Origin of the sequence: Pseudomonas alkylphenolica (genome assembly GCF_004025535.1) — a bacterium.
GTDB lineage: Bacteria > Pseudomonadota > Gammaproteobacteria > Pseudomonadales > Pseudomonadaceae > Aquipseudomonas > Aquipseudomonas alkylphenolica_A.
Genome location: NZ_QJRG01000034.1, coordinates 394819 through 421375, shown reverse-complemented (window position 1 = coordinate 421375; position 26557 = coordinate 394819). Strand labels below are relative to the sequence as shown.

Genomic DNA, 26557 nt, shown 5'->3' with positions numbered 1-26557 from the left:
CAATGGCGAGCCTGCGCGTAGACGTCATCACGCTGTTCCCCGAGATGTTCTCGGCCATCAGTGAGTACGGCATTACCAGCCGAGCGGTAAAACAGGGGTTGTTGCAATTGACCTGCTGGAATCCGCGGGACTACACCACAGATCGCCACCATACAGTGGATGATCGGCCTTTTGGCGGTGGTCCGGGCATGGTGATGAAGATCAAGCCTCTGGAAGATGCCCTGGTCCATGCCAGGCAGGCAACCGGAGAGGCGGCAAAGGTGATTTACCTGAGCCCGCAAGGCCGCAAGCTGAGTCAGTCGGCGGTCAAAGACCTGGCGAGTCAAGAGTCGTTGATTCTGATAGCCGGTCGATATGAAGGCATCGACGAGCGCTTTATTGAAGCTCATGTCGATGAAGAGTGGTCGATTGGGGACTACGTATTGTCTGGTGGCGAGCTACCGGCGATGGTCCTGATTGATGCGGTTACGCGACTGCTGCCCGGAGCTTTAGGGCATGCGGACTCGGCAGAGGAAGATTCCTTTACCGATGGTCTGCTTGATTGCCCGCACTACACCCGACCGGAGGTGTATGCGGATCAGCGTGTTCCCGACGTGTTGCTTAGTGGCAACCATGCACACATCCGGCGATGGCGTTTACAGCAGTCCCTTGGGCGGACCTATGAACGACGCGCCGATCTTCTGGAAAGTCGCTCACTTTCTGGAGAAGAGAAGAAGCTGCTCGAGGAGTATCTCCGTGAGCGGGACGATAGTTAACGTATCGATGGTAGATCCGACGATTTACCTTAGGAGCACAGCATGACCAACAAAATCATTCAGCAGATCGAAGCTGAGCAGATGTCCAAAGAGATCCCGACCTTTGCCCCGGGCGACACCGTTGTCGTTCAGGTGAAAGTGAAGGAAGGCGATCGTTCGCGTCTGCAGGCCTTTGAAGGCGTTGTCATCGCCAAGCGTAACCGTGGTCTGAACAGTGCTTTCACTGTTCGCAAGATCTCCAACGGTGTTGGTGTTGAGCGTACTTTCCAGACCTACAGCCCGCAAATCGACAGCCTGGCCGTGAAACGTCGTGGTGACGTGCGTAAAGCCAAGCTGTACTACCTGCGCGACCTGTCCGGTAAAGCCGCTCGCATCAAGGAAAAACTGTCCTGATGACAGTTTGACCGGCAGCTTCGGCCGCCATGCGAAAAAAGCAGCCTTCGGGCTGCTTTTTTGTTGTCTGCAATTTGTCCCAGATGTGAAGTGAATGAGTCCCAGAGAGCAGGAAATCGAACGCCGCACCGAATTGTCGGTGACCCGCGTGACCAAGGCGGTGTTCCCGTCTACCACCAACCACCACAACACCCTGTTTGGCGGCACCGCCCTGGCCTGGATGGACGAAGTCTCGTTCATCGCCGCCACCCGGTTCTGCCGTTTGCCGCTGGTGACCGTGTCTACCGACCGCATCGACTTCAAGCACCCGATTGCGGCGGGTTCCATTGTCGAGCTGGTAGGACGGGTGGCCAGTGTGGGTAACACCAGCCTCAAGGTCGAGGTTGAAGTGTTTGTCGAAAGCATGAGCTGCGACAGCCGTGAAAAAGCCATTCACGGCCTGTTCAGCTTTGTCGCAATCGACGAAGACAAGCGCCCTGTGCCTGTGCTACCCGGATTCTGAGTCGCTCGTAGCAGGTTGAATAAGGGCCACCACCGTCCACCCGGCCCCTGGCTTGAGCACGCTGTCCGGTCCGAACACATGTACCCAGTCGCTGCTGTCCCGGGCAAACAGCAAGGTCGCCCGATCGCCATGCAGTGCCTGATAATCCTCCCAGCCGAAGGTGTCGGTCAGATGGGTGCTGTAAAGCTCGGCGCCTTGATGTAACTGGTTGGCCAACTGCACGTAAGTCAGGGCCTGGGAACCCAGGACGTGCCCGCGATGCTCATCGCTGGCACGGTGCTTGTCGCTGCGCCGTGCCTCCAGGCCACTGGCGAGGACGAACAACCTTGCGTGGCCGAAGTCATGTCGAAAGCGTGCGCAGGCCAGGGTATTCAGCTCTCCCGAGGGCGAAAGTCCAAGCAGGTGGCCGAGGCCGACCAGGTCCAGGTGGGCGTCGGCATGCTGTGAAGCCGGGTTGCCAAAGTAGGTGGGCAGCCCTTCCATTCGCGCGGCGCGAATGTTTTCCCAACTCGAATCGGTCAGCAGTACCCGGCAATTGAGTTGTTGCAACGCTTTGGCAATGACCCTTGCCGGAGGGTTGGCACCGACAATCAGAAAGCCGCTGGGGGCAGGTTCGGCAACGTTCAGCAGGCGCGCCAGCGGTCGTGCCGTAGCGCTTTGCAGCACTACGGTGCCGATGATCACTGCAAAGGTCAGCGGCACCAGCAGCAGGGCGCCCTCGTGGCCGGCCTCATGCAGGCGAATGGCGAAGATTGCCGACACCGCCGCCGCTACGATCCCGCGCGGGGCAATCCAGCTGAGCAGGGCCCGCTCGCGCCAGTTCAGTTGTGAGCCCCAGGTCGACAGTGCGACGTTCAGCGGTCGGGCGATCAGCTGGATTACCAGCAACAGTGCAAGCACCGCCGGCCCAAGACCGATCAGGGCATGCAGGTCCAAGCGTGCGGCGAGCAGGATGAACAGACCGGAAATCAGCAGTACGCTCAGGTTCTCCTTGAAGTGCAGGATCTGCCGGACATCCACGCCCTTCATGTTTGCCAACCACATGCCCATGATGGTCACCGCGAGCAAGCCGGATTCGTGCATCACCTGGTTCGATGCGATGAAAATGCCCAGCACGGCAGCCAATGACGCCAGGTTGTGCAGGTACTCGGGCAACCACTGCTCGCGCATGACCTGTCCCAGTATCCAGCCGCCGGCGGCACCGAAGGCGCTGCCACAGAGGATCACCCCGGCAAAAGTGATCAGGCTATGGGTAAGGCCGTTACCTTCGGCGCTGGCAATGATGAAGCTGTACACCACAACGGCGAGCAGTGCGCCGATGGGGTCGATGACAATACCTTCCCAACGCAGGATGTTGGCAATCGTCGACTTGGGCCGCACCACGCGCAGCATCGGCACGATCACGGTCGGCCCGGTGACCAGGGTGAGGGTGCCGAACAGTGTCGCCAGCAGCCAGTCGAAACCGAGCAGCCAGTGTGTGGCAACGGTAATGATCACCCAGGTCGACAACGCCCCGAGGGTCACCATGCGCTGCACAACGCTGCCGATTTCGCGCCATTGCGAGAGGTGCAGGGTCAGGCTGCCTTCGAACAGGATCAGGGCGACCGCCAGGGACACCAGGGGCATCAGCAGCGGGCCGAACATGGCCTGCGGGTCGAGCCAGCCCAGGACTGGCCCGGCGAGAATGCCGCTGAGCAACAGAAACAGGATGGCGGGCAACTTCAGGCGCCAGGCCAGCCATTGGCAGGCGAGGGCGGCGGCTCCGATGCCACCGAAGGTCAGCAATATCTGTTGTTCGTTCATTCAAGCTCCCTATGCTGACCGTGTTATGGAAGACTAGCGGCTAATTTCTGTTTTGTTATATGCCGCCGAGTTGTCATGCCTGCCATTGAACACCCCTTGATCGATCAGTTTCTCGACGCCCTGTGGCTGGAAAAAGGCCTGGCGGACAACACTCGCGAGTCGTACCGCAGTGACCTGACCTTGTTCAACGGCTGGTTGCAGGAGCAGCACGTGGCGTTGCCGGACGCCGGGCGCGAGCTGATCCTCGATCACCTCGCCTGGCGTCTTGACCAGGGCTACAAGCCGCGCTCAACCGCGCGCTTTCTCTCCGGTGTACGTGGCTTTTATCGGTATTTGCTGCGGGAGAAACTAATTGGTGTTGACCCGACATTGCAGGTCGAAATGCCGCAGTTGGGGCGCCCGTTGCCCAAGTCCCTGTCTGAAGAGGACGTTGAGGCGCTGTTGCAGGCCCCCGACCTGAGTGAGCCGATTGGCCAGCGCGACCGCGCCATGCTTGAAGTGCTCTACGCCTGTGGCTTGCGCGTGACCGAACTGGTCAGTCTGACCCTGGATCAGGTCAATCTTCGTCAAGGTGTACTGCGGGTAATGGGCAAGGGCAGCAAGGAACGCCTGGTGCCGATGGGGGAAGAGGCGGTGGTATGGCTTGAGCGCTACGTGCGCGACGGGCGCAATGAGCTGCTGGGCGGACGCCCGAGTGACGTGCTGTTTCCCAGTCAGCGTGGCGAACAGATGACCCGGCAGACCTTCTGGCACCGGATCAAGCATCAGGCGCAAGTGGCCGGCATCGGCAAGAGCCTGTCACCGCACACCTTGCGCCACGCCTTTGCCACGCACCTGCTCAACCACGGCGCCGATTTACGGGTGGTGCAGATGCTGCTCGGCCACAGTGACCTGTCTACGACGCAGATCTATACCCACGTCGCTCGCGCCCGTCTGCAGGAGATGCACGCGCGCCATCACCCACGAGGCTGAGCCTGCAGGGCTTGTATCGGCCGGGGGCGGTCTGTGCGGGCATGATGTGGTAGGCTTGGGCGGTTTGCATCAAGGACCGTCTGGCCGCCGTCGTTTCAGACCTGCGTTGCTTGATCGGCCCTTTGCCCGCCTTCAGGAGTTCCCATGCGCGTGACCCAGATTATCGCCACCGCCGCCCTGGCGTTGGTCAGTACTTTTGCCGCTGCCACCGACACCGCCGAGCAGGCGATCCGCAAGACCCTGCAAACCCTGGAACTGGGTGTGCCGGTCGACAGCGTTGCCTCCAGTCCGCTGAACGGGCTGTACGAAGTCAAGCTCGAAGGTGGCCGCGTGCTTTACGCCAGCCCCGATGGTCAGTTCGTCATGCAGGGCTACCTGTACCAGATCCAGGACGGCAAGCCGGTCAACCTGACGGAAAAAACCGAGCGTCAGGCCATCGCCAAGAGCATCAATGCTATTCCAGCCGCCGAGATGGTGGTTTATCCTGCCAAGGGCGAAACCAAATCGCACATCACTGTGTTTACCGACACGACCTGCCCGTATTGCCACAAGCTGCACGCCGAAGTGCCTGAGTTAAACCGTCGCGGTATCGAAGTGCGTTACGTTGCCTTCCCGCGCCAAGGCCTCGGCTCCCCGGGCGATGAACAGCTGCAAGCCGTCTGGTGCTCCAGCGACCGTAAAGCGGCGCTGGACAATATGATCGACGGCAAAGAAATCAAGGCTGCCAAGTGCGCCAACCCGGTCAGCAAGCAATTCCAGCTGGGTCAGTCGATTGGTGTCAACGGCACCCCGGCCATCGTGCTTGAAGACGGTCAGGTGATTCCGGGTTATCAACCGGCTCCACAGGTAGCCAAGCTGGCGCTCGCCGGCAGCAAATAAATCAACAAGCGAGCCGTCACCATGGGGAGACGGCTGTTTTCACGAATGGCTTCGCGCCGTTCGTTCAATGGGGAGTTCACAGTGAAACCGGTCAAAGTAGGCATCTGTGGGTTGGGGACCGTCGGTGGCGGTACCTTCAATGTACTTCAGCGTAACGCCGAGGAAATCGCCCGCCGTGCCGGGCGTGGTATCGAAGTGGCACAGATTGCCATGCGTTCGCCAAACCCGAATTGCCAGATTACCGGTACCCCCATTACCGCTGATGTATTCGAGGTCGCAACGAACCCGGAAATCGACATTGTCATCGAGCTGATCGGTGGCTACACCGTGGCCCGCGATCTGGTACTCAAGGCCATCGACAATGGCAAGCACGTGGTCACCGCCAACAAGGCGCTGATCGCCGTGCACGGTAACGAGATCTTCGCCAAGGCGCGCGAGAAGGGCGTTATCGTCGCCTTCGAAGCGGCCGTGGCCGGTGGCATCCCGGTAATCAAGGCGATCCGCGAAGGCCTCTCGGCCAACCGCATCAACTGGGTGGCCGGCATCATCAACGGCACCGGTAACTTCATTCTCACCGAAATGCGCGAGAAGGGCCGTGCCTTCCCCGACGTGCTGGCTGAAGCCCAGGCGCTGGGTTATGCCGAAGCCGACCCGACCTTCGACGTTGAAGGCATCGATGCGGCCCACAAGCTGACTATCCTGGCCTCCATCGCCTTTGGTATTCCGCTGCAGTTCGACAAGGCTTACACCGAAGGCATTACCCAGCTGACCACCGCCGACGTCAACTACGCCGAAGCGCTGGGCTATCGCATCAAGCACCTGGGCGTGGCGCGCAGCACCGTCAATGGCATCGAGTTGCGGGTTCACCCGACACTGATCCCGGCCGACCGTCTGATTGCCAACGTCAACGGCGTCATGAACGCGGTAATGGTCAACGGCGACGCTGCTGGCTCCACCCTGTTCTACGGCGCCGGTGCCGGTATGGAGCCGACCGCCTCGTCCGTGGTTGCCGACCTGGTGGATGTAGTCCGCGCAATGACGTCCGACCCGGAGAACCGTGTACCGCACCTGGCCTTCCAGCCGGATTCGCTGTCGGCGCACCCGATCCTGCCGATCGAGGCTTGCGAGTCTGCCTACTACCTGCGGATTCAGGCCAAGGATCACCCGGGCGTGCTTGCCCAGGTGGCCAGCATCCTTTCGGAGCGCGGTATCAATATCGAATCGATCATGCAGAAGGAAGTCGAGGAACAGGACGGCCTGGTGCCAATGATCCTGCTGACCCATCGTGTGCTTGAGCAACGCATGAACGATGCCATCACCGCCCTGGAAGCCCTGCAGGACGTGATCGGCAACGTGGTGCGTATCCGCGTCGAACAACTGAATTGATAACAGCGGCAAGCGCCAGGCTGCCGACTGCAAGGCAGACGCCCAAAGGCGTTGACTTGCAGCACGGCGCCCGACACTTGAAGCTTTAACCAAAGGTTTGCACAAATGCGCTACATCAGTACCCGCGGCCAGGCACCGGCCCTGAATTTCGAAGACGTCCTGCTCGCAGGCCTGGCCAGCGATGGCGGCCTGTACGTGCCGGAAAACCTGCCACGTTTCACCCAGGAAGAAATCGCTTCGTGGGCCGGCCTGCCGTACCACGAGCTGGCTTTCCGGGTGATGCGTCCGTTCGTCACCGGCAGCATTGCCGATGCCGATTTCAAAAAGATTCTGGAAGAAACCTACGGCGAGTTCGCTCATGCCGCGGTCGCCCCGCTGCGTCAGCTGAACAGCAACGAATGGGTGATGGAACTGTTCCACGGCCCGACCCTGGCGTTCAAGGATTTCGCCCTGCAACTGCTCGGCCGTCTGCTTGATCACGTATTGGCCAAGCGTGGCGAGCGCGTGGTGATCATCGGTGCTACCAGCGGTGATACCGGTTCGGCGGCCATCGAAGGCTGCCGCCGTTGCGACAACGTCGACATTTTCATCCTGCACCCGCACCAGCGTGTGTCGGAAGTGCAGCGCCGGCAGATGACCACCATCTTCGGTGAGAACATCCACAACATCGCCATCGAAGGCAACTTCGATGACTGCCAGGAAATGGTCAAGGCCAGCTTCGCTGACCAGGGCTTCCTCAAGGGCACGCGCCTGGTCGCGGTGAACTCGATCAACTGGGCGCGGATCATGGCCCAGATCGTTTACTACTTCCATGCCGCCCTGCAGCTGGGCGGCCCGGCGCGTTCGGTGGCGTTCTCGGTGCCGACCGGCAACTTCGGCGATATCTTCGCCGGTTACCTGGCGCGCAACATGGGCCTGCCGATCAGCCAGCTGATCGTCGCGACCAACCGCAACGACATCCTGCACCGCTTCATGAGTGGCAACCAGTACGTCAAGGAAACCCTGCACGCGACCTTGTCGCCGTCGATGGACATCATGGTTTCTTCCAACTTCGAGCGCCTGCTGTTCGATCTGCACGGCCGCAACGGTGCCGCCATCGCCGGCTTGATGGACAACTTCAAGCAAGGTGGCGGTTTCAGCGTCGAGCAGGACCGTTGGGTAGAAGCGCGCAAGCTCTTCGACTCGCTGGCCGTTGATGACGCGCAAACCTGCGAAACCATCGCTGAGGTCTTCGCCCAGACCGGCGAAGTGCTCGACCCGCACACGGCGATCGGGGTCAAGGCTGCACGCGAATGCCGCCGCAGCCTGGATACGCCGATGGTGGTGCTGGGCACCGCGCATCCGGTCAAGTTCCCGGAAGCGGTGGAAAAGGCCGGCGTCGGCAAGGCGCTGGAGCTGCCAGCCCACCTGAGCGACCTGTTCGCTCGGGAAGAGCGTTGCACGGTCCTGGCCAACGACCTGAAAGCGGTACAAGCCTTCGTCAGTCAGCATGGCAATCGCGGCAAGCCGCTCTGATCCCTCGATAGGCACACAAAAAAGCCCGTCCCTGACGGGCTTTTTTGTTTCTACACTGGCCAAGGTCAGAAACACGGATGATGCAGCAATGAGCACAGGATGCAGTCGAACAGCCGGGCTTGTGCTGGCCTGCCTGTTATGGATTCTCAGTGGAGGCTGGGCACACGCTGCGCAGAGCCTGCCATTTACCTTGGCACCACCGTTCACCACGCTTGAGCCCTTTGCACTGAGCCTGGAGGAACAGCGGTGGCTCGGCCCTGCGCGGGTGTTACGGGTGGGGATATCTTCGGCCGACTATGAGCCGGTAGACATCACCATCGATCGTAATCGCTATCAGGGCATCAGCGCCGACTACCTGAGCCTGGTGGCCGCTCGCCTGGGGGTCAAGACCCAGGTGCTGGCCTTCACCCGGCGCGAGGAAGCTATCGAAGCCCTGCACCAGGGTACGATTGATGTGCTGACCAGTGCCAATGGCTTTGAGCGCAGTGTGCCGGATCTGGTGTTTACCGACGACTACATTCCCGACCGCTCGATGGTGGTGGTGCGCGGCGGCGCCCCTTTGCCCGCCAAGTCGCTTGCTGGCATGAAGATCGTGTTGCTCGATGGCTATGCCGACACCCGCGTTGTGCATCAGGTCTATCCCACCAGCCAGGTGATTCTGGCACCCAATCTCAGCAGTGCTTTGGAGGCGTTGAATCAGGGCGAGGTGGACGCGTTCATCGGTAACGAAATCATCGTGCGCGCCTACAGCACGCTGCGGCCTTATCTGGGTTTGCAGGTGGTCGGCCCCAGCGAATTGCCGGCCATCGGCTTTGCCTTTGCCCTGCGTGCCCAGGACCAGCTTCTGCATGGGCTGTTCGATCGTGCGCTGGCCAGTCTTGATGAGTCGGTACAGCGCGAAATCCTGCAGCGCTGGACTTCGGGGCTGGGCTCGGATGTGGCCCATCGCCGCGTCCAGCTGAGCGCACAGGAACACCAATGGATCGCCCGGCACCCCACCGTGACAGTCGTCGGTAGCCAGTACCCGCCGTACCTGTTCCGTAATCGTCAGGGTGCCTGGGTTGGCCTGAACCGCGACGTGCTGGCGGCGATTGCACAGCTGACCGGGCTGCAGTTCGTGTTCAAGCCGTCTTCATCCATTGCCCAGAGCCTGGCACTGCTCGAGCAGGAACAGGCGGACATGAGCACCACGCTGAGCGAGACGCCGCAGCGACGGGCCTTTCTCACCTTCACCCACTCGTTGGGTGGGCAGAGCTGGGTGTTCATCGTGCGTCAGGCGAACCTGGCACTGGCGTCGCTTGATGAGCTGAACGGCCAGACCCTGGCGCTGCCCGCCGAGCATGCCCTTGAAGCCAGCATTCGCGAGTCCCATCCCGGCATCCGCCTGTTGTTGGTGGATTCGCTGGAGCAAGCCCGGGAAAAGGTGCGCAACGGCCAGGCCATGGCGACCATCGACAGTGAGGTCGGGGCTTACGGCGCACTGAACAACGATCCGACGTTGAAGGTCGGGCGGGGGGTAGAAGGCAAGTGGGCACCCGACAGGTTTTCGGTCAGGCGCAGCGCGCCGGAGCTTGAGAGCATCCTCAACAAGGCACTGGAGGCGATGCCGGTTGCCGAGTTGCGCGCCTTGCGGATGAAATGGCTGGGCGCCTTGGCGCCGCCAGCGCCGGTGTGGCAACGGATTCCGCCCTGGGTGTACTGGGCCGTTGCCGCGGCGCTGCTGTTCGGCGTGGCGTCATTGATCTGGAGCAGCCGTTTGCGTGCGCAGATCGCTCAGCGCGAGAAGGCCGAGGAAGCGCTCAACGACCAACTGGCCTTCAAGCGTGCGCTGCTCGACGGCATCCCTAACCCGATCTATGTGCGCGACCTGGAAGGACGGCTGCTGTCGTGCAACAAGAGCTATGAAGAGGCGTTTTCCGTTCGCCTGGATCAGGTCAAGGGGCGCCGTGTAACCGATAACACGTCGATACCCGCGCATCTGTCGGCGAAAATGCATGCCGACTACCTGGACCTGCTCAAAGATCCCAAACCGGTGTTTGTCGATCGCCGGATCAAGTTGCAAGGCGTGCCTATCGACGCCTATCAATGGACCGTGCCGTTTTACAGTGCCGATGGCCAGTTGCAGGGCTTGCTCGGCGGCTGGATCGACATCACTGATCGCAAGCGCCTGGAAGCGGAACTGGTGGAAGCCCGCTTGCATGCCGAGCAGGCCAACCGGGCCAAAAGTGCATTTCTGGCCACCATGAGCCATGAGATCCGCACGCCCATGGCGGTGATCATCGGCTTGCTCGAACTGGAGCGCGAGAGCGCCCTGGCCAGCGGGCAGGAGCCCTCGTCGAGGCTGGAAACCGCGTATCGCTCGGCACGTGAGCTGATTGACCTGATCGGTGACAGCCTGGACCTGGCCCGCATCGAGGCCGGCAGCCTGCAACTGACGCCACAGGCGACGGCGTTGGTGCCGTTTGCCGAAAGCGTTATCACGCAGTTCCGCAGCCAGGCGCTGGCACAGGGGCTGGCACTGCGCCTGCAGGTCGCCGATGACGCGCAAGGCAGCTACTGGTTTGACCCGGTGCGCTTGCGCCAGGTGTTGATCAATCTGGTGGGCAATGCCCTGAAATTTACCCACCTTGGCCAGGTGACTGTCGAAATCAGCCGCACCGGGCAGGATTCTCCGTTGGCGCTCGGCTTGCGCCTTTGTGTGCGAGACACCGGGATAGGCATCAGTGAACAGCAGCAGCGCGAGCTGTTCACGCCCTTTACCCAGGCCACCGCCGCCTCGGCCACGGAGTACGGCGGCTCTGGCCTGGGGCTGAGTATCTGTCGACAGCTGGTGGAACTGATGGGCGGTTCGATCAGTTTGCACAGCGTACTGGGCGAGGGCACTGAAGTTGAGGTGACGCTGATGCTGGAGCCGGTGCTGCAGAAGCAGGAGCGTTCCCCGAGCGTGGCGGCGCTGCGACAGAATACCCCGGCGCGACGCGTGCTGGTGGTAGACGATCTGTCTGCCAGTCGCCTGGTGCTCATGCAACAGCTGGAGTTTCTCGGGCATCAGGTGGTGGCGGTGGACAATGGCCAGGCGGCGCTGGCGCTCTGGGAGCATGAACAGTTCGATTTACTCCTGACCGATTGCAACATGCCGGTAATGAGTGGCTACGCCCTGGCGCGTGCAATTCGGCGGTTGGAGGGCGAGCAACAGCAGCGCGTGGCAACTGCGATCATCGGCTGCACTGCCAATGCGTTGAAAGACGAGCGCGACCGCTGCCTGGAGGCAGGAATGGACGACTTGCTGGTCAAGCCCGTTTCGCTCGATCGCCTGGCCGAGACAATCTCGGTGTGGGCGCCGCTGCACAGTTTCAGGATGCAGGCGCTGCAGCAAATGACCCAGGCTGACCCTGCGATCATGCGTCGGATGCTGGCGGAGTTGCACAAGAACCTCGGTGAAGAGCAGGTGATGCTCAACAAGGCTGTGTCGGCCTTGGCTGTGGATGCTGTCCGGGCGTCGTTGCATCGCCTCGAAGGGGTGGCGTGCCTGATCGATGCGGTACCTCTGGCTCAGGCGTGTGCGGCACTGCGGCGGGCGTCCCAGGCACCTGGCCCGGAGGAGTTGCGGACTGCCTGGGGAGCGCTGGAGCAGGTGTTGTTGCAACTTGATGCCGATGTTGAGCGGGAATTACTGAAAACACCTTGAGTACTTTAGGACTTGTCCGATAGGTTCGCAGGACGATCTTGCCTAAAGTGGGCCCCGTGCAGTCGCACATGACTGCAACTGCGGGGGTAGCGAGTATGCACTCACTCAAAGTTCTGATTCTGGAGGATCATCCTTTCCAGCTCATGGCATTGCATCAGATGCTCAATGCCAATGGTGTGTTTGATGTATTGACCGCCGAGTCGGTCGACGTCGCCTGCCAGGTCCTGTCACGCCGCGGGCCGGTGGATATAGCCATTTGCGACTTGCACATGGAAGGCCCGGACGGCCTGGCGTTCATCCGCCACCTGGCTGAAAGCGGACTGGCGGCATCGGTGATCATTCTCAGCGGTGCCGAGACCTGTGTGATCGATAGTGTTGGCAAACTGGCCCGGCACATGGGCGTCAACGTGTTGGGCTGTGTGCAAAAGCCGGCCAGCAGTATCGTCCTGCATCAACTGCTGCGTCGCTATTTGGAGCAGGATTGCTGCGCACCTGCAGTGGTGAGGCTGCCGCAATATCCCGAACTGCTGGACCTGACCGCGGCGCAACTGGCCGAGGGTCAGAATCAGTGGGTTGTGCACTATCAACCGAAAGTGGCACACGACGGCAAGCTGGTGGGTGCCGAAGCCTTGGTGCGTTGGCAGCATCCCTGCCTTGGCTTGTTGTACCCCGGGCAGTTTCTTCGCTTGATCGAGCGCGCCGGTCTGCTCGACACCATGAGTTTGCATGTGCTGGACCAGGCCTTGGCGTACAGCGCGCGGTTTCAATCGCAAACCGGTAATGCGCTTCCAGTGGCCGTGAACATCACCCCGCACATGCTGGCTCGCCCCGATCTGCATGATCAGGTCAAGGCAGCGCTTGAGCGTCACGCTGTTCCTGCCAGCGCCCTGACCCTGGAGATGATCGAAACCGTCGGCTGTACGCCGGATGAGCATCAGCTTGAAGGGCTTCTGCACTTGCGCATACTCGGTTGCCAGCTGTCCATCGACGATTTCGGCATGGACGGTTCCAACGTCCAGCGTTTGCTGGAGTTGCCGTTCAGTGAACTGAAACTGCCCAGCGAGTTCGTGCGCGGCATGGCCACTGACGGGCGCAAGGCCGCCGTGGTTGCCGGTGCCTTGATCATGGCCAGGCGCATGAACCTGAAGGTAGTGGTCGAAGGCGTGGAGACGGCCGAGGACCTGCAGGCCATTAAAGCGCTGGGGCAGCCGGTCATGCAGGGCTATTTCATTGCCAGGCCCATGCCGGGGGCCGAATTGCTTGAATGGGTCGGCAAGCGGGACGAGACCAGTATTGCCCACCTGGCCACGGCCTGAGCGGATCAGCTCAGGCCGTGCTCCTGCAAATAAAGAAAAAGTGCCGCATCATTGGCCAGGCCGAGTTTGCGCATGGCACTGACCTTCTGGGTACTGACAGTCTGTTTGCTGCGATTGAGCAGCGCCGCGATCTGGCTCACCGTATGGCCGGCGGCAAGCAGCCGGGTGACTTCCAGCTCCTTGGGTGACAGGGCCTCCTGTACACCGATCATGTCTTCACGCACCGCGCCATCCTGACTCATCAGGTGTTGGACTGAGGCGGCCAGGTAGGTCTTGCCGCGCCGCAGGCAACTGATCGCCGACGGTAGCTCGTCGGCCAGGCTGGCCTTGCTCAGCAGTCCATTGACGCCCAGTGTGAGCATCGCCCGGAACAGGCCGGCGTTGTTGAGCATGGTCACCACCAGTATCGGCAGCGCCGGAAACTGCCGGCGAATTTGCTCGAGCAATTTCAAGCCATCGTTTTGCTGTTCCACCGGCATCATGAAGTCGGTCACCACCACATCACACGCCGTCGCCTGCAGGTTGTCCAACAGTTCCTTCGGGCTACCGGCCTGAGCGACCACGCGCACCCCGGGAATTTGCTCAAGCACGGCCTGCAGGCCGATGCGAAAGATCGGATGGTCGTCGGCCAGGACAATGCGTAAAGGTCGCGAGGGGGAAGGACTCAAAGCTGTCTCCGTAAGACCATTGGGTGATTCAAACTGTCATTGTTGCCGGTCATGCTCGCTGAACGGACAGTGAACCAAACCGATAGAACTTTCCCGCAAGGTTCGGGGTCATTCGTGTATCCCTTGAAAACAGGTAGGTGAGCAGTGGACAAGATGAAACGTATTGGCTGGTTGCTAACTGAAGCATTGGCGCCGTATCAGGTCACGCTGGTTCGACATGAACAGGCAGGCCATTTCACCTTGCAGGTCTTTGATGAGTCTAGCCACCCCGTTGTACAGCGCTCTGTATTGTTCAGCGAGCTTGAAGACCAGCGCCTGCTGATCGACCTGGTGGATGGTTTACAGCGTGATCTGCGGGTTGCCGAAGGGCGACTGCAGCCCTCGATGATCGCTGCGCTGCAGCAGGTGCAGCACCAGCGCGGACAAACGCTCGGGCTGTAAGGAACCTTTAGCCTGGCGGGCGATCAGATCTGACGAGAGCGGTTGACTGGCGTTTTGCTCCGATGCCTTTCAACTGTCGCAAAAAGTCCAGCTGGACTTTTGTTTAGCCCCGGTCGGCTTCCCCAACGCCCGGGGTTTCTTTGTGCCCGTTCACTGGGGATCGATGAAAAACTGCTGGCTTTCTTGCAGGTACTGCTCGCGCATCTGCGGATCAAGCCATTGCGCATAGAGCGCTGGCAGGGTATCGCGGCGCAAGGGCATAAGCAGCTCGTTGATGTGGCTGACCGCTTCACGCCCCAGCGGCGTGTCGGAGCAGCCGATGTGGATGAACTGGTAACGGGTGACGCCCTGGATCGGGTAGAACCGGTAGTCTTCGGTTGCCCAGTGCTGCTGCTGGATCAGGTAGCGGACTTCCGGCCAGTAGCCCAGCAGCAGCTGCAGGCGTTCACGCTTTTGCATCTGCAGCAGGTTGGTGACCGCATCGTTGCCATAGTGGCGGCTGAGGGTCTGCTCTGGCAGGGTCTTGAGCAAGGCATCGACAGGTGGGCTGTAGCTTCGTTCGGCCACTACGCCCAGTTTGAGTGACGAGTTTGCAAGCAGGCCGCGCAGATCGAGCGCCTGGTTTTCCACGTAGGGTGCCAGCAATGCCTGGTCTTGCCTGCGTGCCACCACACCGCTGCTGATGACGCCCAGGCTCGGCTTGGCAAAGTGCACATAGCGGGCGCGTTCCGGCGTCCAGAGCAAGGTCGGGTCACAGGTGAAGCGGCCCTCCTGAAGCATCTGCGTGCCACGTGCGCGATTGACCCGGATGATGCTGTGGTCATATTCAGGCATGGCCTTGATCAGCATCGGCAGGAGTTGATCCACCACCCCCTGGCCTTTGCCGGAGCCTTCGAAAACGGTCAAAGGTGGCAGGTCGCGCAGTAGCCACAACAGGCGCTCCTTGGCCCAGGCCGTGCTGGGCAGGCTGGCGCCCACTGCACAGAGAAATAGTGCCAGCAGGGTTCCCACGCGCTGCCGCCTGCGTTCGATCATGTGCGAGTCTCCACCGTCCGGCCGGTAACAGAGTGAGGTGCGAAGCGTCAGATCGCCCCTTGCTCGCGCAGGCGTGCAATGTCTGCACTGTCATAGCCCAGCGCGCCGAGCAGTTGGTCGGTGTGTGCGCCCAGTTCAGGCCCGACCCATTCGCTGGAACCCGGTGTTTCCGACAGTTTGGGCACAATCCCCGGCATCTTGAACGGTTTGCCGTCGGGCAGTTTGGCCTGCAGGAACATTTCCCGGGCCAGGAACTGCGGATCGCTGAACATGTCTTCGGCGCTGTAGATGCGGCTGGCCGGTACCTGAGCCTCGTTGAGCAACTGCATCAGGTCATCCAGCGGCACGCTACGGGCCCAACGATCGATGACGCCATACAGTTCGTCGCGGCGCTGATCACGGCCATCGTTGCTGGCCAGCTGGGGATCGTCGGCCAGGTCCTGACGACCGATGGCGAGCATGAAGCGCTTGAAGATTGCATCGCCGTTGGCGCCGATCTGTACATGCTTGCCATCGGCACTGGTGTGGATCGAGGAGGGAGTGATACCCGGCATGATGTTGCCGGTGCGCTCGCGAATGAACCCGAACACGTCGAACTCGGGCACCATGCTCTCCATCATCGCGAAGATGGCCTCGTACAAGGCCACGTCCACCACCTGCCCCGTCCCGCCATTGACCTCGCGATGACGCAGGGCCATCAAGGCGCCGATCACCCCCCACAGCGCTGCGATCGAATCGCCGATGGAAATGCCGGTGCGCACCGGCGGGCGATCTTCAAAGCCGGTGATGTAACGCAGCCCGCCCATGGACTCACCGACCGCACCGAAGCCGGGCTGATCCTTCATCGGCCCGGTCTGACCGAAGCCGGACAGCCGCACCATGACCAGTTTCGGGTTCAGCGCGTGGAGGGTGTCCCAACCCAGCCCGAGCTTCTCCAGTACGCCGGGTCGGAAGTTCTCGATGAGGATATCAGCGTCGGCCAGCAGCTTTTTCAGGATCTCGAGACCGTCGGCGTGCTTGAGGTTGAGGGTCAACGACTGTTTGTTGCGGGCCTGGACGAACCACCACAGCGACGTGCCTTCATAGAGCTTGCGCCATTTGCGCAAGGGATCACCGCCATCCGGGGACTCGACCTTGATCACCTGGGCACCGAATTCGGCGCAGATGCGCGAAGCAAAAGGCCCGGCGATCAGGGTGCCGAGTTCGATGACTTTCAGTCCGGCGAGAGGTTTGCTGGGTGTAGGCATGGGGCGTCCGTGGCGGCGGGTCAGAGCTCCCGTTTTTATCACACGCCGACGCGCTCAGATACTGCCGCGGGGCAAGGATTGTGCGGATCGGTTAGACTGGGCGACTTTTTCTCAGCGCAAGACGCCCGCCATGGCCCAGCCTTCCACGACCTACAAGTTTGAACTGAACCTCACCGATCTTGACCGCGGTGTCTACGAAAGCGTCAAGCAGACCATTGCCCGCCACCCTTCGGAAACCGAAGAGCGTATGGCCGTGCGCCTGCTGGCCTACGCCCTGTGGTACAACGAGCAACTGACGTTCGGGCGTGGTCTGTCGGACGTAGACGAAGCCGCTTTGTGGGAAAAGAGCCTGGATGACCGCATCCTGCACTGGATCGAGGTTGGCCAACCGGATGCCGAGCGCCTGACCTGGTGCTCGCGCCGTACCGAGCGCACCAGCCTGCTGGCCTATGGCAGCCTACGTGTGTGGGAGACCAAGGTTGTGCCGGCGGTTAAAAACCTCAAGAACCTGAACATTGCGGCCGTGCCGCAAGAGGTGCTGGAGACCCTGGCCACTGACATGCCACGGGCAATCAAGTGGGACGTGATGATCAGCGAGGGTACGGTGTTCGTTACCGACGACCGCGGTCAGCACGAAGTCCAGCTGCAATGGTTGCTCGGCGAGCGCGGCTGAGGCCGGCTGGTTAACAATCAACTATTCCTGATTCACGAGAAGCTCACCACTGCCCATGCGTATCGAACCCCGTCCGCTGCCGTCGACCTTGCCATTTCTGGGTGAACTGCCACCCTTGCTGACCCGTTTGTATGCCGCCCGTGGTGTGCAGTCGGCAGAGGAGCTGGACAAAAGCCTGGCGCGGTTGCTGCCGTTTCAACAGCTCAAGGGAATTGATGCCGCGGTCGACCTGCTGGTCGAGGCCCTGGCGCAGCGTCAGCGCATTCTGATTGTCGGTGACTTCGATGCCGACGGCGCCACCGCCAGCACCGTAGGGGTGCTGGGCTTGCGCCTGCTGGGCGCCGCACATGTCGATTACCTGGTGCCGAATCGCTTTGAATACGGTTACGGGCTGACGCCGGAGATCGTCAAGGTCGCCCTGGAGCGCCAGCCCCAGCTGTTGATCACCGTGGACAACGGCATTTCCAGCGTAGAGGGCGTCGCGGCGGCCAAGGCCGCGGGGCTCAAGGTGCTGGTGACCGACCACCATTTGCCCGGCAATGAATTGCCCGAAGCCGATGCGATCGTCAATCCCAACCAACCGGGCTGCACCTTTGCCAGCAAGGCGCTGGCCGGGGTCGGGGTGATTTTCTACGTATTGATGGCCCTGCGTGCACGCCTGCGCAGCCTGGGTCACTATGAAACCCGCCCGCAACCGAACATCGGCGAGTTGCTCGACCTGGTGGCCCTGGGCAGTGTGGCCGACGTGGTGCCGCTGGATGCCAACAACCGCATCCTGGTCCACCAGGGCCTTGAGCGGATCCGCGCCGGCCGCGCCCGGCCAGGGCTCAAGGCCATCCTAGAAGTGGCCCGGCGCGAACCCGCGCGCATCACCTCCACTGACCTGGGCTTTATCCTGGGGCCGCGGCTTAACGCAGCCGGCCGCCTGGACGACATGAGCCTGGGGATCGAATGCCTGCTCAGTGACGATCAGCAGCTGGCACGGGACATGGCGGTGCAGCTCGATGAGCTGAACCAGGATCGCAAATCCATCGAGCAGGGTATGCAACGCGAGGCGCTGGCCCAGCTCAAGGACCTGCCGCTGGAGTCGATGCCGTTCGGTCTGTGCCTGTTTGAACCGGACTGGCACCAGGGCGTTATCGGCATCCTCGCTTCGCGCCTCAAAGAGCGCTACCACCGGCCAACCATTGCCTTTGCCGATGCGGGCGAGGGCATGCTCAAAGGCTCGGCGCGTTCCGTACCGGGCTTTCACATTCGCGACGCGCTGGATGCCGTAGCGGCGCAGCACCCGCAGCTGATCAGCAAGTTTGGCGGTCACGCCATGGCCGCCGGTTTGTCGTTGCCGGCGGACAACTTTCCGGCGTTTGCCCAGGCGTTCGACGAAGAAGTACGCCGCCAGCTGCAGGAGGACGACCTAACCGGTCGCCTGTTGTCGGATGGCAGCCTGTCTGCCGAGGAGTTCCACCTGGAGCTTGCCCGCGCCTTGCGCAATGCCGGGCCCTGGGGCCAGCACTTCCCGGAGCCGCTGTTCCATGGCGTATTCCAGCTGGTCGAGCAGCGGGTGGTGGGGGAGCGCCACTTGAAGGTGGTGCTCAAGAGCGAGTGCGGTTCGGTCAAGCTCGATGGCATCGCATTCGGTGTCGATCGCGAGGTCTGGCCCAACCCGACAGTGCGCTGGGTTGAGCTGGCCTACAAGCTGGATGTCAACGAGTTCCGTGGCCAGGAAAGCGTGCAGCTGATGATCGTGCATATCGAGCCGCGCTGAACCTTCGGAGCAAAGTGGTCTAGGCTCAAAAAGATTGGTCGATGAACCTGCGGGGAAGATTCTGTGGTCGGCCGGTCAACCATCTGGAGCCTTACCACTTGATTTGAGAGGTGCCCCATGAGCCTGCTGCTTGCACCCTACACCCTGCGTCATCTGACCCTGCCCAACCGAATCGCTGTTTCGCCCATGTGCCAGTATTCCAGCGTCGATGGCCTGGCCAATGACTGGCACCTGGTTCACCTGGGCAGCCGCGCCGTGGGCGGCGCCGGGTTGGTGTTTACTGAAGCCACGGCGGTCACCGCCGATGGACGGATCACAGCCCAGGACCTGGGCCTCTGGGACGACGTACAGATCGCGCCGTTGCAGCGCATCACCCGTTTCATCACTGCCCAGGGCGCTGTGCCCGGCATCCAACTGGCGCATGCCGGACGCAAGGCGAGCACCTACCGGCCCTGGCTGGGCAAACAGGGTAGCGTCAAACCAGCAGACGGCGGCTGGACACCAATCGGCCCGTCGAGCATCGCCTTCGACCCGCAGCACACCGCCCCGATCGAAATGACCAAAGCACAGATCGACGAAGTGATCCAGGCCTTTGTCGATGCCGCGCATCGGGCATTGAACGCCGGTTTCAAAGTCGTTGAGGTGCATGCCGCGCATGGCTACCTGCTGCACCAGTTCCTGTCGCCTTTGAGCAACCAGCGCCGTGACGAATACGGCAGCTGTTTCGAAAACCGCATCCGTCTGACCCTGCAGGTAACCGAGGCGGTGCGCAACGTCTGGCCGGAGGAGTTACCGGTGTTCGTGCGGCTGTCGGCCACCGACTGGGTGGAGGATGGCTGGAACCCGGACGAAACCGTGGCACTGGCCAAGCGTTTGAGAGCGTTGGGTGTTGACCTGATCGATGTGTCGTCTGGCGGTACTTCGGTGAACGCCGAGATTCCGACCGGCCCGGGCTATCAGACCCGGTTTGCCGCCAAGGTCCGCGAGGAGTCAGGGATTGCTACCGGTACGGTGGGGATGATTACCGAGCCCATGCAGGCCGAAACCATCCTGCGTACGGCGCAGGCCGACATAATCTTCCTTGCCCGTGAACTGTTGCGCGACCCTTACTGGCCGTTGCATGCCGATGACGATCTTGGGGGTAACAAAGCCACCTGGCCTGCGCAGTACCAACGGGCGACCAGCCGGGCAAACCCGATTCACGAATCGGATCTGCGCGACTGAACCTGGCCAGCGTCAGTAAGCCGGCTCCCGCAGGAGCCTGGCTTGCCGGTGCCGGGTAAGGTTAAGTCAGCTCGCCAACCGCCCGCCAGGCCTCATCGATGGCGGCATGGGCATACGCACTCCAGGCAGCATCGGAGTTGGCAATGCTGACATTGCCAAGCGGCTTGCGTGCCAGCGTCATCCACTGTTCGGTCTGTTCCGGATCGTCATACAGGGTGTTGGTGAAACAGGCATAGCCATGCGGCCAGCGGTTGACGGTGATCGCCAGGATGTCCTGCTGGTGATCGAAGCCGCCGGGGCCGAGCATGCGTTGCAGTTGCTCGCGCAGTTGGCTTTCCAGTACCTCGAAGGGCGTGCCATACAGCAAGGCACGACCGGTACGCGCCTGGTCGCGGCTGTTCATGCCGCTGCCCGGGCTGGTGGGCACGTAGACCATGTGCAGGCCGATGGGCTGCGCCGGATCGCGCGGGTGCTCATAGCCGCCCATGCTCACCGGATAGTCGAGCTTGATGCGGCTATAGGGTTGGGTGGCGGCGTAGATCTCATGCACGCCAAGCTTCTGGAACGCCTGCCAGTTGCGCACGATGACCTTGGTGTACACCAGCGGGAACTTCACGTTCTGACTCAGGGCGTGAGCCTGCTCGGTGGAGAGGTCGCGCAGCAGGTACGGAATCATCATGTTGTAGCAAGCCAGAATGCAGTGCTTGCCGCGCACCTGGGCCAGTTGCCCGCCGCGGCTGAAGCCGACATTCACAGCACCGTCGACATTGCGCACGCTGACCGCCGTGCTGTTGAGGCGCAGGCGCACCGGTTGGCCGGCGCGATCAAGCTGGCTGTAGTCGAAATTGGCCAGGACGATGTCGTCCATGTCTTTGCCCGGTGCCACGCCTGGGATCAGGCTGCGTACCAGCAAACGGGCCAGCGACGCGTTGCCATCGGGGAAGTGGTAGATGTACGGCTCTTCCATTTCCGCCTGGGCTTCTTCGCCGATGGGCTCAAGGTTCATAGCGGCAAAGCCGGGAAAGCCGACATAGTAGGCGTCGGCAGCGGCCACGGTATCGATGCTCAGGGCCATGAAGTCGTTGGTGCGGCCCTGAAAGTACTTCACCGCCGTCGCGGACAGGCCGACATCCTTGAGCAGAAAGTCCTGGTAGCTGGTGGTTTCCAGATACGCCGTCTTCTCCTCCACCGATTTGCCTTTCAGGTAGTCCCGGGGCGCTTCGTGCAGGTCGATCAACGCCGTGCGGTCGCTTTCGGGCAGGGGGAAATCGTTGATGAAATCGCGCAGGGGGCGGGCGTTGAGCTGCCCGGGGGCGATGTCGTCGGCGACCATCGGCGTCGGGTCACCAGTGACCAGTTTGTCGGCGCCGAAGGTTTCCTTGTCGAAGAACACCCCGCGCGACAGGCCTTTCCCGGGATAGAAACCGCGGTCGAAGGCGGTTTCAAAGCGCTTGATGTCGACCCCGAGCTTTTTCAGCAGGCCGTTGACCTCGGGGCTGTACAGGTGATTGGGCGACTGGAACGCTTCGCTGCCGCCATAACCGATAATCATCCGGCCACCGGCACTGAACTCGTTGCGTTTGGCGTGACCGCCAAAGTCGTCGTGGTTTTCGAGGATGAGAATCTTCGCCTCGGGGTGTTTTTCCCGATAGAAGAACGCGGCCGCCAGGCCGCTGATCCCGCCGCCGACCACGACCAGGTCGTAGGTCTCGCTGACCGGTAGGTCGTCGGTGGCGAAGGTCTTTTTCTCCCAGCCCATCTGGTGCGCGACTTCGAAGGCGCCGACATGGCTGCCGCGCAATCCGGTCAGTGCGGGCGGGTAGTAGCGCCCATCAGGCGCAGCCTGAAGGAGTTGCAGCGGGGTCAGGCCCGCTGCAACGCCGATAGCCACTCCATTGATGAAGTCGCGTCGGGTGATTTCCATAGGTTTCCGTACCTGTGTGAGGGTCAGTGTTTGAACATGACGTGCCGGATGCAGGTGTAGTCTTCCAGTCCGTACATGGACATGTCCTTGCCATAGCCAGACAGCTTCTGGCCGCCGTGGGGCATCTCGCTGACGAGCATAAAGTGCGTATTGACCCAGGTGCAACCGTACTGCAGGCGCGCCGAGAGGCGGTGTGCGCGCCCCACGTCGCTTGTCCAAAGGGACGATGCCAGGCCGTAGTCGGAGTCGTTGGCCCAGGCCAGTACCTGCTCTTCGGAGTCGAAACGGGTAACCGAAACGACCGGCCCGAATACCTCGCGACGAACGATTTCATCGTCCTGCTGGGCATCGGCGAGCACGGTTGGCTCAAAGAAGAAGCCATCTCCCGGTACCGCCTTGCCACCGGTAACCAGGCGAATATGCGGCTGGGCAATGGCCCGCTCGACCATGCCGGCGACCTTGTCGCGGTGTTGGGCGGTGATCAGTGGTCCGAGCTCTGTTTCCGAATCGTCCTGCAGGCCATATTTGATTGTGCTGACCGCTGCGCCGAGCTTTTCCACAAACTTTTCGTAAATGCCGCTTTGCGCGTAGATCCGGCAGGCGGCGGTGCAGTCCTGGCCGGCGTTGTAGAAGCCGAAGGTGCGGATACCTTCGACCGCCGCGTCGATGTCGGCGTCGTCGAAGATCAGCACCGGGGCCTTGCCGCCCAGCTCCATGTGCATGCGTTTTACCGTGTCGGCGGTGCTGGAAATGATGTTGGCGCCGGTGGGGATGGAGCCGGTCAGCGACACCATGCGCACTTTGGCATGGGTCACCAGCGGCGTGCCGACACTCGGGCCACGGCCGAAGAGGATATTGAGCACGCCGGCGGGGAAGATGTCGTTGGCCAGCTGCGCCAGGCGCAGGGCGGTCAGCGGTGTCTGCTCCGAGGGCTTGAGCACCACGGTGTTGCCGGCGGCCAGCGCCGGCGCGATCTTCCAGGCCACCATCATCAGCGGGTAGTTCCACGGCGCAATGGAGGCGATCACACCCAGCGGGTCGCGACGGATCATCGAGGTATGGCCCGGCAGGTATTCGCCTGCCGCCGAGCCGCTCAGGCAGCGGGTGGCACCGGCAAAGAAACGGAACACGTCGGCGATGGCCGGGATTTCGTCATTGAGGGCCGCAGCATAGGGTTTGCCGCAGTTGTCCGATTCCAGGCGGGCCAGCTCCTCGCCGTGTTGCTCGATGCTGTCTGCCAGTTTCAGCAGCAACAGCGAACGGTCTTTGGGTGTGGTTTGCGACCAGCTCTGAAATGCCTGGTCGGCGGCACGCACGGCAGCATCGACCTGAGCTTCGCTGGCCTCGTTGATCTCGACCAATGTGCTGCCCAGCGCAGGGTTGAGTACCGCCAGCGCGTTGCCTTCACCGGCAACCAGTTGGCCATTGATCAGCAGTCGGGTTTGCATCGTTCGGTCCTCCTAGAGTTATTTGCCGCTACCGGCGACGCTTTCGCCACCGCGGGTCAGGTAATAGGCGCCAAGGATCGGCAGCATGGTCACCAGCATCACCAGCATGGCGACGACGTTGGTCACCGGCACGTCGCGAGGCCGGCTGAGCTGGTTGAGCAGCCAGATCGGCAGGGTGCGCTCGTGGCCGGCGGTGAAGGTGGTAACGATGATTTCGTCGAACGACAGGGCAAAGGCGAGCATGCCGCCCGCCAGCAGGGCCGAGCCGAGGTTGGGCAGGATGATGTAGCGGAAGGTCTGCCAGCCGTCGGCACCCAGGTCCATCGATGCCTCGATCAGGCTATGGGAGGTGCGGCGCAGGCGGGCGATGACGTTGTTGTAGACGATCACAACGCAGAATGTGGCGTGGCCGACGACGATGGTAAAGATCCCCGGCTCGATGCCCAGGCTCTTGAACGCCGAGAGCAAGGCGATGCCAGTGATGATCCCGGGCAGGGCAATCGGCAGGATCAGCATCAGCGAGATGCCTTCCTTGCCAAAAAAGCTGCGGCGGTACAGCGCGGCCGATGCCAGGGTGCCGAGCACCAGGGCAATGAGAGTGGCCAGGCAGGCGACCTGCAGCGAGAGTTTGATCGACTCCAGCACGTCGGGCCGCGAGAACGCCACGCTGAACCACTTCAGGGTGAAGCCCTGGGGCGGAAAGCTGAAGGCCGCGTCTTCGGTGTTGAAGGCGTAGAGGAAGATGATCAGGATCGGGAAGTGCAGGAACACCAGCCCGCCCCAGGCGGCCAGGCGCAGGCCCAGCGAGGCTTTTTCAGAGTGCATCGAAGGCCCCCAGGCGTTTGACAATGGACAGGTACACGGCAATCAGCACGATTGGCACCAGGGTGAACGCCGCCGCCATCGGCATGTTGCCGATCGCGCCTTGCTGGGCGTAGACCATGCCGCCGATGAAGTAGCCGGGCGGGCCGACCAGTTGCGGCACGATGAAGTCGCCCAGGGTCAGCGAGAAGGTAAAGATGGAGCCGGCGGCAATGCCCGGCACCGACAGCGGCAGGATTACCTGCATGAAGGTTTGCCGCGGCTTGGCACCGAGGTCGGCGGAAGCTTGCAGCAGCGAAGGCGGCAAGCGTTCCAGCGAAGCCTGGATCGGCAGGATCATGAACGGCAGCCAGATGTAGACGAACACCAGGAAGCGCCCCAGGTGCGACGTTGACAGGGTGCTGCCGCCGACGCCGGGAATGGTCAGGATAAAGTGCAGGACCGGCTCAAGGCTCAGTTGCTGGACGAACCACTGGGCGACACCGCCCTTGGCCAACAGCAAGGTCCAGGCATAGGCCTTGACGATGTAGCTGGCCCACATCGGCATCATCACCGCGATGTAGAAGAATGCCTTGGTCTTGCCCGTGGTGTAGCGCGCCATGTAGTAGGCAATGGGGAAGGCCAGGGCGGCGCTTGCGATGGACACGGCGATGGCCATGCCCAGGGTACGCAGGATGATGTCGAAGTTCGCCGGATTGAACAGCGCGGCAAAGTTGGCCAGGGTCAGGTCCGGCGTCACCGCCATGGTGAAGTCGTCGAAGGTGTAGAAGCCCTGCCACAACAGGTTCAACAATGAGCCGAGGTAGATCGCGCCAAACCAGATCAGTGGCGGGATCAGCAGCATCAGCAGGTACAGGTTCGGTCGCCGATAGAGCAGGTTGGAAAAGCGCCGCAACGGCGAATTTACCGGGCGCAAGCCCGGTTTTTCGAGGGCCAGGCTCATCTCAGTGACCCTCGCTCAGCACGGTTTCCTGCAACGCAGTCATCGCCTCGCGGGCCCAGCGTGCCTGAACGCGCTGGCCGGTTTGCCAGGGCTGGGCGTGCTCTTGCCATTGGTTGTTGGCGTGGCTCACCGCCAGCAGCTGGCCGTTGTCCAGCTTGAGCTCGAAGCGGGTGGCACTGCCTTGGTACTGGATGTCGTGGAGCAGGCCGCTGACCTGGATTTCATGACTGGCAGCAGCCTGATCGCCCAGGCGGATGTGCTCCGGACGGATCGAGAAGGGCAGCTGGCTGCCGTTCAGTTGCTGGGCCAGTTCGCCGCGCACGACGTTGGAGGTACCGACAAACTCGGCGACAAAGGTGGTCGCCGGTTTCATGTAGAGATTGCGTGGGGTATCGACCTGTTCGATGCGCCCGCGGTTGAACACTGCGACGCGGTCGGACATCGACAGCGCTTCGGTCTGGTCGTGGGTGACGAAGATGAAGGTGATGCCCAGCTGGCGCTGGAGTTTTTTCAGCTCGCTCTGCATCTGCTCGCGCAGTTTGAGATCGAGGGCGCCTAGTGGTTCGTCCAGCAGCAGCACGCGCGGCCGGTTGACCAGGGCGCGGGCCAGGGCCACCCGTTGGCGCTGGCCACCGGAAAGTTGTACTGGCTTGCGCTCGCCGTAGCCGCCCAGGGCCACCATGGCCAAGGCTTCTTCGGCGCGGGCGTGGCGCTCTTGCTTGCCAACGCCTTTGACCTTCAGGCCGTAGGCGACGTTGTCGCGCACGTTCATGTGCGGGAACAGCGCGTAGTCCTGGAATACAGTGTTGACGTCGCGCTGGTACGGCGGCAAGCCAGCGGCTTCGGCACCATGGATGCGAATCGAGCCGCTGCTGGGTTGTTCGAAGCCGGCGATCAGGCGCAGGCAGGTGGTTTTGCCCGAACCCGAAGGGCCGAGCATGGAGAAGAACTCGCCGTCCTGGATGTCGATGGAAACCCGGTCGACGGCTTTGACCTCGCCGAACGAACGGGAAACCTGGGTGAACTGGACTGCAAGGGTCATGATGGTGTTGCTCCGGACTGCGGGTTGTTTTTGTAGGTGCAGATCCCTGTAGGCGCGGATTTATCCGCGATGGGCTGCGAAGCAGCCCCCTGTTGGGCCCGCGCTGCGGGCCTTCG

Annotated in this window: 22 protein-coding genes; 13 read left to right on the top strand and 9 right to left on the bottom strand. The window is 61.8% G+C overall.

What is annotated here, in order from left to right; all coding sequences use genetic code 11:
* Nucleotides 1-2 precede the first annotated feature (2 nt).
* From trmD to DM813_RS06005, 3 genes are all read left to right on the top strand, one after another.
* Nucleotides 3-755 carry a tRNA (guanosine(37)-N1)-methyltransferase TrmD gene (trmD, locus tag DM813_RS06015; protein ID WP_128322501.1) on the top strand — a complete coding sequence of 251 codons (753 nt, stop codon included), beginning with the start codon at nucleotides 3-5 and terminating at the stop codon, nucleotides 753-755.
* Between the two features lie 42 nt (nucleotides 756-797).
* Complete coding sequence (gene rplS / locus DM813_RS06010) at nucleotides 798-1148, top strand: 50S ribosomal protein L19 (RefSeq protein WP_128322500.1); 351 nt, start codon at nucleotides 798-800, stop codon at nucleotides 1146-1148.
* 94 nt (nucleotides 1149-1242) lie between these two features.
* The gene (locus tag DM813_RS06005; protein WP_128322499.1) at nucleotides 1243-1650 is read left to right on the top strand and encodes an acyl-CoA thioesterase; all 408 of its coding nucleotides are present in this window, start codon (nucleotides 1243-1245) and stop codon (nucleotides 1648-1650) included.
* Here DM813_RS06005 and DM813_RS06000 read toward each other — a convergent pair.
* Nucleotides 1636-3453 carry a cation:proton antiporter gene (locus DM813_RS06000; RefSeq protein WP_128322498.1) on the bottom strand — a complete coding sequence of 606 codons (1818 nt, stop codon included), beginning with the start codon at nucleotides 3451-3453 and terminating at the stop codon, nucleotides 1636-1638. The two genes, DM813_RS06005 and DM813_RS06000, sit on opposite strands and share 15 nt — an antisense overlap.
* A gap of 75 nt (nucleotides 3454-3528) precedes the next feature.
* Between DM813_RS06000 and xerD the strand changes: the two genes are divergently transcribed.
* The 6 genes from xerD to DM813_RS05970 all read left to right on the top strand — a co-directional run bounded on the left by xerD (nucleotide 3529) and on the right by DM813_RS05970 (nucleotide 13209).
* Nucleotides 3529-4425: a site-specific tyrosine recombinase XerD gene (xerD, locus tag DM813_RS05995; protein ID WP_128322497.1), complete on the top strand. Its 897-nt coding sequence runs from the start codon at nucleotides 3529-3531 to the stop codon at nucleotides 4423-4425.
* 144 nt (nucleotides 4426-4569) lie between these two features.
* The gene (dsbC, locus tag DM813_RS05990; RefSeq protein WP_128322496.1) at nucleotides 4570-5304 is read left to right on the top strand and encodes a bifunctional protein-disulfide isomerase/oxidoreductase DsbC; all 735 of its coding nucleotides are present in this window, start codon (nucleotides 4570-4572) and stop codon (nucleotides 5302-5304) included.
* 81 nt (nucleotides 5305-5385) lie between these two features.
* Entirely contained in the window at nucleotides 5386-6690 is a 1305-nt protein-coding gene (locus tag DM813_RS05985) for a homoserine dehydrogenase (protein ID WP_128322495.1), read from the top strand.
* 105 nt (nucleotides 6691-6795) lie between these two features.
* The gene (gene thrC, locus DM813_RS05980; protein WP_128322494.1) at nucleotides 6796-8205 is read left to right on the top strand and encodes a threonine synthase; all 1410 of its coding nucleotides are present in this window, start codon (nucleotides 6796-6798) and stop codon (nucleotides 8203-8205) included.
* 88 nt (nucleotides 8206-8293) lie between these two features.
* Entirely contained in the window at nucleotides 8294-11893 is a 3600-nt protein-coding gene (locus DM813_RS05975) for a transporter substrate-binding domain-containing protein (protein WP_128322493.1), read from the top strand.
* A 95-nt stretch (nucleotides 11894-11988) separates the two neighbouring features.
* Complete coding sequence (locus DM813_RS05970) at nucleotides 11989-13209, top strand: EAL domain-containing response regulator (RefSeq protein ID WP_128322492.1); 1221 nt, start codon at nucleotides 11989-11991, stop codon at nucleotides 13207-13209.
* Between the two features lie 5 nt (nucleotides 13210-13214).
* Here the strand turns inward: DM813_RS05970 and DM813_RS05965 are convergent, their stop codons facing one another.
* The gene (locus tag DM813_RS05965; RefSeq protein ID WP_128322491.1) at nucleotides 13215-13877 is read right to left on the bottom strand and encodes a response regulator transcription factor; all 663 of its coding nucleotides are present in this window, start codon (nucleotides 13875-13877) and stop codon (nucleotides 13215-13217) included.
* A gap of 153 nt (nucleotides 13878-14030) precedes the next feature.
* Here DM813_RS05965 and DM813_RS05960 point away from each other — a divergent pair, with 153 nt between their 5' ends.
* Entirely contained in the window at nucleotides 14031-14318 is a 288-nt protein-coding gene (locus tag DM813_RS05960) for a DUF3509 domain-containing protein (RefSeq protein WP_128322906.1), read from the top strand.
* 150 nt (nucleotides 14319-14468) lie between these two features.
* On the opposite strand, the gene DM813_RS05955 is transcribed toward DM813_RS05960, so the two are convergent.
* Together DM813_RS05955 and DM813_RS05950 are read right to left on the bottom strand one after the other, a co-directional pair.
* Entirely contained in the window at nucleotides 14469-15353 is an 885-nt protein-coding gene (locus DM813_RS05955) for a TIGR02285 family protein (protein WP_128322490.1), read from the bottom strand.
* A 47-nt stretch (nucleotides 15354-15400) separates the two neighbouring features.
* Nucleotides 15401-16600, bottom strand: coding sequence for a CaiB/BaiF CoA transferase family protein (locus DM813_RS05950; protein ID WP_128322489.1), 1200 nt, complete (start codon nucleotides 16598-16600; stop codon nucleotides 15401-15403).
* Nucleotides 16601-16730: 130 nt separating this feature from the next.
* Here DM813_RS05950 and DM813_RS05945 point away from each other — a divergent pair, with 130 nt between their 5' ends.
* The 3 genes from DM813_RS05945 (at nucleotide 16731) to DM813_RS05935 (ending at nucleotide 20262) form a co-directional block, all read left to right on the top strand.
* Nucleotides 16731-17273, top strand: coding sequence for a YaeQ family protein (locus tag DM813_RS05945; protein WP_128322488.1), 543 nt, complete (start codon nucleotides 16731-16733; stop codon nucleotides 17271-17273).
* A 55-nt stretch (nucleotides 17274-17328) separates the two neighbouring features.
* Nucleotides 17329-19038, top strand: a complete 1710-nt coding sequence (recJ, locus tag DM813_RS05940) for a single-stranded-DNA-specific exonuclease RecJ (RefSeq protein WP_128322487.1) — start codon at nucleotides 17329-17331, stop codon at nucleotides 19036-19038.
* Between the two features lie 117 nt (nucleotides 19039-19155).
* On the top strand, nucleotides 19156-20262 hold the full coding sequence (locus DM813_RS05935; RefSeq protein ID WP_128322486.1) for an NADH:flavin oxidoreductase/NADH oxidase: 1107 nt from the start codon (nucleotides 19156-19158) through the stop codon (nucleotides 20260-20262).
* 61 nt (nucleotides 20263-20323) lie between these two features.
* Here the strand turns inward: DM813_RS05935 and DM813_RS05930 are convergent, their stop codons facing one another.
* Genes DM813_RS05930 through DM813_RS05910 form a run of 5 tightly spaced genes read right to left on the bottom strand, consistent with a single transcriptional unit; the run spans nucleotide 20324 to nucleotide 26441 of the window.
* On the bottom strand, nucleotides 20324-22186 hold the full coding sequence (locus DM813_RS05930; protein WP_128322485.1) for an NAD(P)-binding protein: 1863 nt from the start codon (nucleotides 22184-22186) through the stop codon (nucleotides 20324-20326).
* Nucleotides 22187-22209: 23 nt separating this feature from the next.
* Entirely contained in the window at nucleotides 22210-23634 is a 1425-nt protein-coding gene (locus DM813_RS05925; protein ID WP_128322484.1) for a gamma-aminobutyraldehyde dehydrogenase, read from the bottom strand.
* Nucleotides 23635-23652: 18 nt separating this feature from the next.
* Entirely contained in the window at nucleotides 23653-24459 is an 807-nt protein-coding gene (locus tag DM813_RS05920) for an ABC transporter permease (RefSeq protein WP_116552142.1), read from the bottom strand.
* Nucleotides 24449-25399: an ABC transporter permease gene (locus tag DM813_RS05915; protein WP_128322483.1), complete on the bottom strand. Its 951-nt coding sequence runs from the start codon at nucleotides 25397-25399 to the stop codon at nucleotides 24449-24451. The genes DM813_RS05920 and DM813_RS05915 overlap by 11 nt, the downstream gene beginning before the upstream one ends.
* 1 nt (nucleotide 25400) lies before the next feature.
* Nucleotides 25401-26441, bottom strand: coding sequence for an ABC transporter ATP-binding protein (locus tag DM813_RS05910; protein ID WP_128322482.1), 1041 nt, complete (start codon nucleotides 26439-26441; stop codon nucleotides 25401-25403).
* Nucleotides 26442-26557: the final 116 nt, after the last annotated feature.